Below are 13,138 nucleotides of genomic sequence, written 5' to 3'. Positions count from 1 at the left end.
CATCAGATTCTCTGCGCAGAAATCGTCCCCCTCTCCCTGCTGAGGGAGAGGGCCGACCTGCCGACAGGCAGGTCTGGGTGAGGGTATCTTGAGTTAGATGTTATTGCCAGCCGAGAGTGAACGTCGTGTAATCCATCGCGTCGGAGACAGCCCAGGCGGTGCACTCCCCCATCAGACAGCTCGCCGGGTCGGCGAAAGAGTCGTCTGGATTGACAAAACCCGCTTCGGGAGCGCAGTTCAAAACCAACTTGTAGTGATCCCCGTTTGAAAAATAGGCCCACGTCCGTTTGTACCCTAAACTGCTGCAGCCCGCCAGCGTTGAAGCCCCCGGGGAGGGGTCAACGGGAAGAGCCTCATAATACGTCGGCACAATTCCAGGGATGTAGTTCGTCGAGGTGATTTGATTGGGGATTACCGTCGCGGCAAACCCGTCATTTTCGGTGAAAAGCGTATAGAAGGAGCCTGGCCCTGCCGGAGCGGCCGGATAAGCACCCATGTCGGCACGATAAAGTTCGATCACATGCCGAAGCGACGACAGATGGTACAAGCGCGCCTTGTCGTGGGCGCGATATTGCGCGTACGGGATCACGCGAACCAGGATAGAGGCTAACACCCCCACAATGGCAACGATGATCATCAGTTCGATCAACGTGTATCCTTGAGCCCAGCCCCGTTTCATCGAATGTCTCCGTTCCGATCATGCGTCGGGATCATCTTCAGGGTGACAAAACGTTGTGTCCCTTCACGAAGAATCAATCGGCCGCCGAGCACCTCGCCCGACAGATTGGGAACCGAATCCTTATTCCCCAATCCCCCATAGAGCACACGCCCTCCGCGAAACACGAACCGCTGGCCATTATTGCGCAGCACGATGATATATCCTTTTTCATCCCGGACCCATCCGACCACGTAAAAAGCCAACAGGGGAGGCGGTTCATCCAGAAGCCGGCGCACCGGTCTTTCTTCTTCTTTCTGAAGGGAGATCCCTTTCGGATAGGCCACGTAGGGTCCCGAAACGGTTCCTCCTCCGAAGGAGACCGCCGAGGAGGACGCCCCGAGAGGAGCGGCTTCGATCGGTTTCAAATCACGAATGGCTTTCAGCATCTTCTGGGAAGCCAGCATCTGGCGCGCCCGTTTATCCGGATTATCAAATGGACAATCCATGGCTTTGATCAAGGCCTCGATCCGCTGGAGATTGTCCGGCCCATCCGTCACCACGAGTGCGTTGGCGTTGGAATCGCTGAGAATGGATCCCTGGCTGTGAATGCCATCCAGATAATGTTCAAGCAGTTCAACCAAATCGGACGATTGCGCTTTGGCCAATCGGAAAATGCGGACTTTTTGCCCCGGGAGAGCCGCCCGGTTGACGCGTTGTTTGGAGGTCGTACGCCAAAAGGAAAAGATTTTCGAGAATTTGAAGGCATGGACCGGCGGCGTCACCAGGCATCCGAAGATCCCAACGATCCCGACTCCAACCACCCAACGACGCTTCGACATCAAACGATCCCCGGTTTCATACTGACTCATTTTTACAAGGCTTTTTGAAGGATTGCAAGAGCGGAATATGGCTCTCCGGCCCGCCGCACTGGAACGATGCTCTGAAAAACGCTATAACCTGAGAACAACGGACAGGAGGAGCTGATCATGCGCCATCGACTTTTGTGGAGTTTATTGTTGAGCCTGAGTTTGGCTATCCCCTGCATGCTTCGGGCAGCGGATTATCCCGCCAAGCCCAGGGATGTCCTTGAAAAATATCTGGCGCTGGACGCAGAAGCCGCCGGCATCGCCGCCAATACCTGGCCGGAGATGAGCCGCTATACGACCTGGCCGGATCTCTCCGGCTGGGATCATTTCATCGTTATTGAAGGCTACACGGTCGACAAAATCATCCAGGGGACGACACGCGCCCAGGCCAAGGTCACCTATCAACCTCTGGGTCAACTCTCGGATCAATTTGCAGTTGACCTGAAGCCGGAAACGGTGCTGTTCCATCTCAACAAAGTTCAAAACCAGTGGAAGGTGGACGGCCCGCAGGCGCCGCCGCATGTCGCCTACCGCGTCATTCAAAAACGATTGAGCGCGGCCAGCCTCGCCAACCCGAAGGCCAAGCCAACCAACGACGCCTTACTGGCCCAGATGGAATCGGCGCGGCAACAATTGAAACATTGATGACCGCCAGATCCTGGTTCGTCGGCACCGTCCTTTTCGCAGCGATCCGTTTGCCGGCGGCTCCTAACCCCGCGCTGTTGCCCGGCATGAGTGAAGCCTCTCAACCCGCGGCCTCTTCCTGCCGGACAACATTCGAAACAGCCAGGAAACAGCTTCTTCAAAATCCGGAAAATGAAAATACATGGGAGGAGTTCCGCGTCTGCATGTCTGAATTGAAGCGCTGGAATGACGCCGAAGCCGTCAGCCGGGCCGCCATCCAAAAAGGCACGCGGCAATCCGGGCCGCATGTGGTGCTCGGGGTGGCTTCCCTGCATATGAAAGAATACGCAAAAGCAGCCGACGCCTTCAACGAAGCCATCCGTCTCAAGCCGGACGATTCCGCCGCTTACTATTATCTCGGCATGGCACACCTTTTCTTAAGACAACCGGGACAGGCGGCCCAGGCGGCCCGGCGAGCGGTGGAACTGGATCCGTCCAATGCCAATCACCAGAGCCAGCTCGCGTACGCGTACCTCCTGCTGGATGAACGGGGCCGGTGCGAACAGGCCGCCCAAAAAGCCGTTCAACTCGACCCGAATAATGTCGCCGCCTATAAGGTGCTGGGAAACCTTTATGCCAAAGAAGGCCGCCCCTCGGAATCGGACAAAGCCTTTGAACAGGCCATCCACGCCAATGGGCGCGCGGCTATCGCCCATCCCGTTGTCACTCGGAAAGCCGCGGCTCCTCCGGCGGCCGCGGCGCCTCCGCCGCCTCCGGAAGAAACGTCCTCTCCTGAAGAACTCTGCCAAACACAATGGTCCAGCATGAAAACCGCTGTGATCCGGGGGGACACCGCGCGGGCCCTCACGTATTATTCGGATTACCTCGACACGCGCGAGCAGTACCAGGAATCGTTTGAACAAATGGGGCCGCGCGCGAGAGACGTTTTTGCCGGCATGGGAGAGCTTTACAACTGTCAGACGGTCCTGGGCAGCGTCACCTGCAAGATGATGATTTCCAGCCCACGCTCGGGAACGCATGAAACAACGGTTCGTTTCGAGCGCAATCCGGATAAAATCTGGCGCATCCGCTCCTTTTAGCGGGGATCGCGGGCTGTCGCTGACTTGACAATCGTCTCCACCACCCTTATCCTTCCCTGTAGACCTCTCCATGAAAAAGAACGAACGCGACGTATTAATCCTTTTCGTCTCATTACTGATCGTCGGGTTTCTGTTCTGGCAGTTTCTCCCTGGCCATTCGACGCCCCCGGCCCCGGTCATGAGCTTGGTGGCTGTTTCCTCTGCCCCTGCCATTGCGCCTCTGTCAGTTTCCACGGCTCCGCTCCCGTCTCAAGTAGCCCGTCCCGCACCGACGTTCCCCAGAACTAAACCGACCCTGCCGCCGGTCTCCGCCAGCGGGCCAACACCTCCCAAACTCGAGCTACATAAAGAATTAATTCCAAAAGATATCACGATCGTCCGATGCTACTACGGCCAGGAGATCGCTCCGCCCGATTCGACCTTCGGCTTCGACATCAACGGCTCCGGGTTTACCAAAGAATTCGAGAAAATGATCAAGGTGGAGTCCGGGGCCGCCGGGATCCAGATCAAAAACTTAAAACTCATGACCGCCAACCAGATTCACGGCGAAATGGCTGTTGGACCGGACGTGGCCACCGCATTTGTTTACCCTCGCGTGTTGATCAAAGGGCTTCCGGTCTTCAGCGCGCCGGATCCCTTTGCCGTGGTCCGCAAAGACGAGGTCTTGACCATCGGATTTATCAGCATGGACGACTCCGGCCGGGCCGGGCGTTTTCGAGTTATTACGAATCTGGATGAAGACGCCGCCAAACGCTTCCGGGTGGAACTCAGCACGACGGGGCTGGAGGTTTCCGATTTTCAGTTTCAACTGCCTTATGCGGTCGAAGGAACGCTCCGCATCGGCCAGCGCGTCCCTCCGGGCGAGTACGACCTGACCCTGTTCGTCGGGGACAAAGCGGTCTCCCAGCGCAAGGGCATGATCCATGTGGTCCGACCGAATATCGGCCTCACTGGTTTTCTGCACGGCGTGACAGCGGCAGAACGTTTCCTGCGGCCGGGGGACCTGGTGCAACTGTACGTCCAGGGAACAGGCCTTTCGCCGGAAGACATCCGCCTTCTGACCGCCCGAGTTGACGGCTATGACATGGGAGCGGCCTCTTTCACCTTTATTACCAGCGGGCAACTGCGGCTGGCCTTTCAAAGCCCTAAAGAAGCGCCGCCGAAATCGTACGGCGTCACGATTTCAGGCACCAACGGGGACAAGCTCTATTCTCGGGACGGTGTTTTTGAACTGGTGCCGGAGAATTGGATTGCAGGCCTTCAGTTGCAACCGCCGGTCGCGCCGGGACAAAAAGGGATTCTGAAAATCGTCGGAAGAGATTTATCGGCTGGTTTTGTTCAAGCGCTCCGGATTGACGTGGATGAGCCCGGCCTGGGGATCGGGCCTTTGCGATCCGTCAGCCCCTCCCTGATCGAAGCCGAGATCGCGGTCAGCTCCTCGGTTGCCCCCGGTGATTACTGGCTGCATCTGAACCAGAACGGGAAAAAGATCTCCCCCCCCTACGGAAGCATCATCAAAGTCGGCAGTTACTAACAGAGGCCAGGCCCTTCACTAATCGGGAATCCTTCGGTTCTCCAGAATTTGAGATCGATGATGTTTATTGGCGAGCATTTTTTCTTTGGCCCGGCGCGACCGGCGCCGCTTTTGCCGACGAATTTTTTCTCGTGCCTGCTGTTCCGCGGTTTTTCGCCCGAGCACCTGGGATTCAATTTTTTCAACCAGCAGCCTCCGCGCCCGGAACCGGTTGATCGCCTGCGACCGGTCTTCCTGGCACTTGACCTGAAGCCCGGTGGGCCGGTGAAGGAGTTGTACGCAGCTGGATGTTTTGTTCACGTGCTGTCCGCCGGCACCGGAAGAACGGACAAACGATTCCTCGATATCGTGCTCAAAGATACCGAGGGATTTCATCTTTTCGCGAAGGGATTGTTCTTTATTGGGTGAAATTGACATGGAATTTTAAAGTTGTCATCCCCCGCGGGTTCTGGCGGGGGATCAATGCTTGGACCCCCGACAGAGACACTCGAGGGTGACGGCTATAACAATTCAACGTTTTTTTAGTTCCGTCTCAGGGAATTCCTTCTCCATGCCTTTGCGGATCTTGCGGATCGATTCTTCGGCGGCGCGTTTGAGCCGCCCATCTCGATCCCCAGTTGTGAATTTGAACAAGGCATCCGTGGCCCGCTCATCCGCAAACGTGCCGAGCGCACGAACGACTGTCAACTGCACCAGAAAATAGGGATCTTTCGTCAACTCCAGCAGATGCGCCTGGATGTCTTCCCGCCCTTTCCCAAGAGCGCCCAGGCGGCGGACCGCGGTCATGCGCGTTGTGGGATGGTGCCCGCAACGGCTGTATTCTTTCAGAATCGAAATGGATTCCGGGGCCTGCAGCGTGGCGATGGCTTCAATCGCCGCTGATCGGATCATATCGTTCCAGGAATCCGCTTTTAAAAAGTCCTTCAGGAGACCAAGCAGGGACAGGTCGCGCATCTTTCCCAGGGTCCGGATGGCCTCGGCCTGCGCAAAGTAACTTTGTTCCGATTCACAGACGGCCCGCACCTCGGAGAGTACGCGCGCGGACGGATACTGGCCCAGTGCCTCAAAAATGGCGCGGCGGGTTTTCGGATGGGTGATTTGCTTCAAGCCGGCCAAAAGCACTTCCAGGGCGCCAGCGGTCCCGATTTTACCCAAGGCCAGCGCAATTCCGCACTGAACCCCCCAGAATTTGTCGTTCAGCAGAGCCTGGCGCAAGGCCTGAACCGCCGCAGGGCTGCCGGTCCCGGCCAGAGCCTGGGCCGCGTCCATCCGTCCCAGCACATGGGGATCCCGCATCAACTGCAAAATCCACATGGATTCCGGCTTCACAAACTCGACCTGCTTGAGAATCGCGTGGTCCGGATCGAACAGGACGATCTCGGGCGCCGCCGGCAGGGCAAACGAGAAAAGGTGCTCCTTCTTGTCGATGGTTTCTGTGAAGCGCGTTTCTTTTCCCTGCACGTAAAAGGCAAATGTCACCGGCATGGAAAAGAGGCCTGTTTCATGGTTGACCGCCTGAGTCTGGAGCACGCGGACAAAGGCTTTGCGCGACCGGGCGTCCCACCAGCTGCGGAGTTTGTATTCCGGGTGGCCTGCCCGATAAATCCATTGGTCAAAAAACGGCCGCATGTTTTTGCCGGTGGCTTCCTGAATCGCGTTGAGCAGGTCCACCGTCTCCACCCCTTGCGCGCGATGGCGCTTCAGATAGAGATGGATCGAACGCCACCAGCCATTCTCGCCGAGCAGGACGCGAAGCGAGTGGAGGATCAGCGATCCTTTTTCATAAAGATGCCGATCGAAGAGATCATTGGTGTTTTTGTAGAGGCGCGTCACCAGGGGCCGGCGGTAGCGGTCTCGGTCTTCATCAAAGTAGAGCCGTGCATTGGTGCGGAGTTCATACATAAACTCGTCAGTACCCTTGTCGTACTCCTTAAAGAGCGCCTCAAAATACGTGGCAAAGCTTTCATTCAGCCAGGCGTGGGACCAGTCTTTGCAGGTGACCAGGTCGCCGAACCACTGGTGCGCGAGTTCATGCGCCACGAGCGGATCGCTGGAGAAATCGAGATGCGCGCGCTCATCGTGAAGCGTGAGGGCCGTCTGGGTGGTGGCCGACGTGTTTTCCATGCCTCCGTAAATGAAGTCGATCGCGGCCACCTGGGCGTATTTGGCATAGGCGTACGGAATCCCCAGCTTGCGAGAAAAGAATTCGATCATCTTCGGCGTCTGGCCAAACGCACGGCGGGCGTCGTCCTCGCGGCCCGGCGGACAGTAATAAAGGACCGGGACCTTTTTCCACCGGTCTTCAATCCGCGTGAATTCCCCAACAACCAGTGAGACGAGATACGGGGGATGCGGCACGTCTTGCCTCCAATGAAACGTTCGCGTTTTTTTAGCCCGATGATACGTGGTGCGCAAGAGCGCTCCATTGGAGACAGCGGTAAACCGTTCCGGCACCGTGATCAGAACCTCTGTTGTGGCGCGTTCCTGAGGGGCGTCGTGGCAGGGGAACCAGTAACGGTTGTACTCGTCCTCGCCCTGAGTCCAGGCCTGAACGGGTTTCTTCGGATAGTGGCGGTCCGGGCCCACGAAATGCAGCCCCAGTTTCGGCCGGATGAGCTGGTACTCGACGGTCACCTCGACGACCGCGCCGGCCCGGAAAGAGCGCGGCCAATGAAGCGTTAGTTTGCGGCCGTTGTACTCGTGGCGAAGCGGCTTGCCGGCGGAGCGGACTCGGATTCCTTTAAAATCGACCGCATCAAAAACCATGGATTGGACGCCGTCCTGAATGGCCTCCAGAGACGTGGTGCAGCGACCGCGCAGGCTCTGACGCGCAAAATCGAGGGAGAGCTCCAGGCGGATATGGCGCGTGTCAAAAGTGCGATCCGGCGCGTAATGAGGAGTCGATCCCGGATAGGCAAAACGTCCGTCGGCAAACCCGGCGGCCAATGCCCGGCATTCCATCAATTCATGCAATAGTTCCACGAAGGGCCTCCTAAAAAATCTGGCGGTCATTCCCCGCAGTCACTGGCGGGGAATCCATGGATCCCCCGCCTGCTACCGCGGGGGATGACGGTAACGAGATTGCCCTAGATTGGACCAATTTTACCGTCGTAAATTCAATGGAGAACATTCTTGATAGAATGTCCGCATGCCACACGGGACGCTGCAAAACTCCCCCTTCTTGAAAGCCTGCCGACGGAAACCCGCGCCGATCACCCCGATCTGGCTCATGCGGCAGGCAGGCCGGTACATGAAAGAATACCGGCAACTGCGGGAGCGGCATTCTTTCCTCGAACTCTGCAAGAACTCTGATCTGGCGGCGGAGGTAACGGTTCAGGCGGTGGAGCGCCTGGGAGTGGATGCAGCGATTATTTTTTCCGATATCCTCCTCGTGCTCGAACCCATGGGCCTCCGGCTGGAATACACCAAAAATGAGGGCCCGGCGATCCGCAACCCCGTGCGCACCCCCGCCGATGCCCGGCGGCTCCGGGTCGTGAATGATCCCGCATCGCTCGATTTCGTTTTTCAAGCGATCCGGAAAACGCGCCGGGCGCTGCCGGCGACTATCCCGCTGATTGGCTTCGCCGGCGCGCCTTTCACGCTAGCCTCTTACATGATCGAAGGCAGCGGATCCCACCGCTACATCCGCACCAAATCCTTCATGGTCAACCAGACCGAGGCGTGGGATTCCCTGATGAGCAAGATCGCTAAAAGCCTGGTGACCACTCTGAATGCCCAGATCGCGGCCGGCGCCCAGGCCGTTCAGCTTTTCGACAGCTGGGTGGGATGCCTGTCGCCGGAAGACTATCGGCAATATGTCCTGCCCTACAGCCAGTACGTGATCCGGCACCTTCGCAAGGGAACGCCGGTGATCCACTTTGGCACGCAATCCGGAACGTTGATCGAGCTGATGAAAGAAGCCGGGGGCGACGTGATCGGCTTGGATTGGCGCGTGGAGCTGGACGCGGCCTGGCAGCGCCTGGGCCGGGTGGCTGTGCAGGGGAACATGGATCCCTCCGCCCTCTTAGCCGGCATCCCCGAAATCCGGCGCCAGGCCAGGCGCATTCTGAAACAGGCGGCCGGACGGCCCGGCCACATTTTTAATCTGGGGCACGGCGTTCTTCCGAATACCCCGGTGGATCACGTGAAGGCTTTGGTAGATGCTGTTCATGAGATGAGCTTAATCCCCTCTCCCTGCGAGGGAGAGGGCAAGGCCGACCGAAGGGAGAGCCGCGGGTGAGGGAAGACCTGCGCCATTGGATTTTACCCTCACCCCACCCCTCCCCCTCAACAGGGGGAGGGAGAGTAGCGGTTCTTTTTCTCTCCTTCGGCGGTCCGGAACAGCCGCCGGACGTCATGCCGTTTCTGGAACAAGTTTCACAAGGCCGGGGAATCCCGCGGGACCGGCTTCTCACCGTCGCGCGCCATTACGAAACCATGGGCGGCGCTTCTCCCATCAATGAAATTACCCGGCGCCAGGCCGAAGCGCTCCGAGTTTCACTGCAACGGAACGGGAAACCGTTTCCGGTGTATATTGGACAGCTCTTCTGGCCCCCGCTTTTGGAAGACGCCCTGCGTCAGATGGCGCAGGATGGGCTAAAACGCGCCATCGGTTTTGTCACCGCTGCGCATCGTTGTGAAGCCAGCTGGGATCGTTATCGGAACGCCGTGGAAGAGGCACGGCAACACCTGGGAACGTCCGCGCCTGTCGTCGAGTATGTCGGACCCTGGTTTGACCACCCGCTTTTCATTGAAGCCATCGTGGCCCGCGTTGAGCAGGCCCTCCAAACGATCCCCGCCGGGTCACGGGATGATCTGGCATGGATCTTCACGGCCCACAGTATCCCCTGCACGATGGCGAAAGCCTCCTCTTACGAGGAAGAGCTACAGACAACAGCACAGCGGGTGGCTGAGAAATTTAGACAAAAAGACTGGACGCTCGCCTACTGCAGCCGCAGCGGAAACCCCCAGGATCCGTGGTTGACCCTGGGCATCAACGACGCGATCCGAGAGCAAGCGAGCCGGGGAGCTCGGACTATGTTTGTTATTCCCATCGGTTTTACCGCCGACCACGTTGAAGTCCTGTTTGACCTCGATGTTGAAGCGAAAGAAACCGCACAAAAATTGAATGTCGGATTTTATCGCGCCCGGACGGTAGGCGACCATCCTTCCTTTATTCGGATGATCGCGGACGTGATCCAGCGTCATTCAGGGGTTTGCCGGTGAGCGCCCGAACTCCTTTTCGCGTCGTCGTGGCAGGCGGCGGAGCCAGCGGTTTGGCCGCGGCTTTCCGGCTGCAAACACTGGCGAAAGCCACCCGCATCCCGCTCGAATTACACCTTTTAGAAGCGTCGGAACGGTTCGGCGGTTGCATCCGCACCAGCCGGCGGGAAGGCTTCCTGATCGAAAGCGGCCCGGATTGTTTTCTGTCCGAAAAGATTGGCGGTTTGAAACTGATTCAGGAACTCGGCCTCTCCGATCAACTATTGAATACGCACTCCGACTTTCGCCGCAGCTTCATCCTCCGCCAAAACGTCCTGTATCCCATCCCTGAAGGGTTCTATTTGTTGGCGCCCTCGCGCCTTTTGTCCTTCCTTCGCAGTCCGATGATGAGTTGGAGCGGCAAAGTGCGGCTGTTGATGGAACCGCTCATCCAACGGCGGTCCCTTCCGGATGAATCGCTGGCTTCCTTTGTGCGGCGACGAATGGGCTCTGAGGCATTGGAGCAGCTCGCGCAACCGCTCATCGCCGGGATCTATGCCGCAGATCCGGAAACACTTAGCCTGCGCGCCACATTCCCCCGTTTTATCGAGATGGAACACGGCGGCGGGATTCTCTGGGCGCTGCAGCAGCCCTCCACCGCCACCCGTCAGGCCAGCGGCGCGCGCTACAGTCTTTTTGTCACGCTGCGGGACGGGCTTCAAACGCTGACCGACGCACTGGAAAACGCGCTGCCCCCCGAGAGTCTTCACCGCGGCACCACGCTTCGACGGCTGGTTTTTTCACCCGACACCCAGGAAAACATTTGGCACGCGGAAACCGACCAGGGCTTTTTAATGGTGGATGCGGTGGTGTTAGCGCTTCCGGCCTACGCATCCGCCCAGGTCCTGTCTGAGCTGGGTCCGGCTCTCGCGGAGTCGCTCGCCTCGATTCCTTACGGCAGCGTAGCGACCTTGAACCTGGCGTACCGGTCGGCAGACGTCGGGCACGCGCTGGATGGATTCGGCTACGTAGCCCCGGCACGGGAAGGACGGCCGGTGATGGCCTGCACGTTTGTCCACCGGAAATTCGCCGGGCGCGTTCCGGAGGGATACGTCCTGCTGCGCGCGTTCCTGGGTGGAGCTTCGCAAGAATCCCTGCTCGCGAACTCCGATGCTGAACTGACTCGATTGGCGTTATCGGATCTGTCTTCTCTCCTGAACATTAAATGGAAACCGTTATGGACGTCGCTTCAGCGCTGGCCTCGCTCCATGCCGCAGTACACGGTAGGGCATCTGGATCGTCTGGAGGCGATTGAGCGGGGACAAACACAATGGCCCGGACTGGCGCTGGCCGGCAACTGGCGGCACGGTGTCGGTGTTCCCGACTGCCTTGAATCCGGAGGACAAGCCGCTGAAAAGGTATGGGAGTGGCGCGAAACTCTTGGCAAGAACGTCTAGGACCGGAGGGCGTTCAGAACTTTTTGCGGAGTAAGAAATTCGGAAAGGATCACCGGCGGCCGGTCCGGGCGATAGAGAACGTAAAAAGGAATACCCGCGCGGCCAAATTTCGCCATATAGCGGCTGATCTCCGGGTCCTGACGGGTCCAGTCCGCGCGCATCATGACGACCCCTTCCATGGCGCGCAACACTTGAGGATTTTCCAGCGCCACCTTTTCATTAACCTTGCAGGTCAGGCACCACTCCGCGGTGACATCGACAAATACCCACTGCCCAGCAGCTACCAAACGATCAATCTTCTGCTCATTAAACGGAATCCAATTATAAAGGGGTCTGACCCAACGGAGCAACGAGGTGCTTCTTTGGGTCAGACCCCTTGTAAAGGAGGGAGCGATCTGCCATGACAAAATAAAGGCAAGCCATAAGACGGTGGCGGCCAGAAAAAACCCCAGTACTTTTCGCAGCTGCAGCATCCACGAACCGGGCCTCGGTAAAAAATGGAGAGCCGCCGGAAAAGCGGCCAGGACAAAATAGGGCAGCGCCAAACCGGCGCCGGCCAAAAGGAAAATGAGAAAAATAAACCCCGCGCTCTGCGTCAACGCGAATCCTATCGCGGTCCCCAGGAAAGGGGCGGAACAAGGCGTAGCCATTAGTGTTGTAAAAAGCCCCCCGGAAAAATGCTCTAAAAGGCTCTGTCCCAATGGAGCAACCTGGTGCTCCTTAGTGTCAGACCCCAATTGCAATTGCAATCGAGAAAATAACAGCGGCAGCCGGATTTCAAAAAATCCCCAGAGATTAAGGGCGAACAACGTCAGAATGACGATGAGGAAAACAATAAAGAGCGGCTCCTGGAATTGAATTCCCCACCCGACGGCTTTCCCGGCCGCCTTGGCGATAACCGCGGCCCCAGCCAGGGCCAGAAACGAAACTAGAATTCCGGCGGCAGACGCCAGCGCATCACGCGCGATTCGGAAGCGCGACTGGCCACCCTGCTGCAGCAATCCCAGCAGTTTGATCGAAAGCACCGGCAGCACGCACGGCATGACGTTCAGCAGAATCCCTCCAACGAAGGCCAGAAGCAGAATGCCCCACAACCCCACATGACGGTCATCCCCGAGTGCCCCTGTCGGGGATCCATCATGCCGTCCGACGGTCTGTCTGGATTCCCCGCCAGCAACCGCGGGGAATGACGACATGAGCGCAATTATCTCAGGGTCCTTCTGTGCGGTTGGGCCTGACGGCACATCCAACATAAACGTGTACGTATATGGAACGCACGTCTCTCCGCACGTCAGGTAAGACACCTTCGCGACCGCGTGCACAGGCCCGGATGTCCGTTCCGCCCGAATCGGATAAACCACTTCCTTTTCGTAGCCGATCATCAGGACGTTTCCCGGCAACCGGGTTCGGATAGGCTCCGGGAAAAGAAGCTCGGGGTTTTTGAATCCGCGCGAGCCTTCCCAGATGATCTTCGGCGGATAGCCGGCATCCCCTGGGTCTTTGTAGTAGGTGTGCCACCCTGGTTTCATCTTGAAATGAAGCCCGAAAAGCAACGGCCCGCTGGAAGGCGCTACGTCATAAGAGGAGATCAGCCGGAGTTGCCCCTGCGGATTGATTTGCCACGACGTGGTGACAGCTGAAGCCAGTGGCGGGAGAGGTACGGCGAAAACAAGGAAGAGGAAGAGAATTCTTTTCAT

At 58.0% G+C, this 13,138-nt stretch carries 11 protein-coding genes; 6 read left to right on the top strand and 5 right to left on the bottom strand.

The genetic code is table 11. From position 1 onward, the window contains the following. Positions 1–100: 100 nt before the first annotated feature. On the bottom strand, positions 101–679 hold the full coding sequence (locus tag WC859_04725) for a prepilin-type N-terminal cleavage/methylation domain-containing protein (GenBank protein MFA5975452.1): 579 nt from the start codon (positions 677–679) through the stop codon (positions 101–103). Further along, a complete protein-coding gene (locus WC859_04720; protein ID MFA5975451.1) occupies positions 676–1,527 on the bottom strand; it encodes a secretin N-terminal domain-containing protein in 852 nt (283 codons plus the stop codon). Before WC859_04720 ends, WC859_04725 begins: the two co-directional genes overlap by 4 nt. 117 nt (positions 1,528–1,644) lie before the next feature. On the opposite strand from WC859_04720, the gene WC859_04715 reads away from it, so the two are divergent. The 3 genes from WC859_04715 to WC859_04705 all read left to right on the top strand — a co-directional run bounded on the left by WC859_04715 (position 1,645) and on the right by WC859_04705 (position 4,782). Next, the gene (locus WC859_04715) at positions 1,645–2,169 is read left to right on the top strand and encodes a hypothetical protein (protein MFA5975450.1); all 525 of its coding nucleotides are present in this window, start codon (positions 1,645–1,647) and stop codon (positions 2,167–2,169) included. Further along, a complete protein-coding gene (locus WC859_04710; protein MFA5975449.1) occupies positions 2,169–3,248 on the top strand; it encodes a tetratricopeptide repeat protein in 1,080 nt (359 codons plus the stop codon). The genes WC859_04715 and WC859_04710 overlap by 1 nt, the downstream gene beginning before the upstream one ends. 70 nt (positions 3,249–3,318) lie before the next feature. Continuing rightward, positions 3,319–4,782, top strand: a complete 1,464-nt coding sequence (locus WC859_04705) for a hypothetical protein (GenBank protein MFA5975448.1) — start codon at positions 3,319–3,321, stop codon at positions 4,780–4,782. Between the two features lie 18 nt (positions 4,783–4,800). Here WC859_04705 and WC859_04700 read toward each other — a convergent pair whose 3' ends face one another. Further along, positions 4,801–5,199, bottom strand: coding sequence for a peptide chain release factor-like protein (locus tag WC859_04700; protein MFA5975447.1), 399 nt, complete (start codon positions 5,197–5,199; stop codon positions 4,801–4,803). A 93-nt stretch (positions 5,200–5,292) separates the two neighbouring features. Continuing rightward, positions 5,293–7,764 (bottom strand): M1 family aminopeptidase, encoded by a 2,472-nt coding sequence (locus WC859_04695; GenBank protein MFA5975446.1) that lies wholly within the window; start codon positions 7,762–7,764, stop codon positions 5,293–5,295. A gap of 166 nt (positions 7,765–7,930) precedes the next feature. Here WC859_04695 and hemE point away from each other — a divergent pair, with 166 nt between their 5' ends. Genes hemE through hemG form a run of 3 tightly spaced genes read left to right on the top strand, consistent with a single transcriptional unit; the run spans position 7,931 to position 11,441 of the window. Beyond that, positions 7,931–9,022: a uroporphyrinogen decarboxylase gene (hemE, locus tag WC859_04690; GenBank protein MFA5975445.1), complete on the top strand. Its 1,092-nt coding sequence runs from the start codon at positions 7,931–7,933 to the stop codon at positions 9,020–9,022. Continuing rightward, on the top strand, positions 9,019–10,008 hold the full coding sequence (gene hemH, locus WC859_04685) for a ferrochelatase (GenBank protein MFA5975444.1): 990 nt from the start codon (positions 9,019–9,021) through the stop codon (positions 10,006–10,008). The genes hemE and hemH overlap by 4 nt, the downstream gene beginning before the upstream one ends. After that, positions 10,005–11,441 carry a protoporphyrinogen oxidase gene (gene hemG, locus WC859_04680; protein ID MFA5975443.1) on the top strand — a complete coding sequence of 479 codons (1,437 nt, stop codon included), beginning with the start codon at positions 10,005–10,007 and terminating at the stop codon, positions 11,439–11,441. The genes hemH and hemG overlap by 4 nt, the downstream gene beginning before the upstream one ends. Here hemG and WC859_04675 read toward each other — a convergent pair. Then, complete coding sequence (locus WC859_04675) at positions 11,438–13,138, bottom strand: thioredoxin family protein (GenBank protein ID MFA5975442.1); 1,701 nt, start codon at positions 13,136–13,138, stop codon at positions 11,438–11,440. The genes hemG and WC859_04675 overlap by 4 nt on opposite strands.

This window comes from Elusimicrobiota bacterium, from assembly GCA_041660185.1.
Classification (GTDB): domain Bacteria; phylum Elusimicrobiota; class Elusimicrobia; order 2-01-FULL-59-12; family 2-01-FULL-59-12; genus JBAZWU01.
This window is presented reverse-complemented; position numbering and strand designations above follow the sequence as displayed.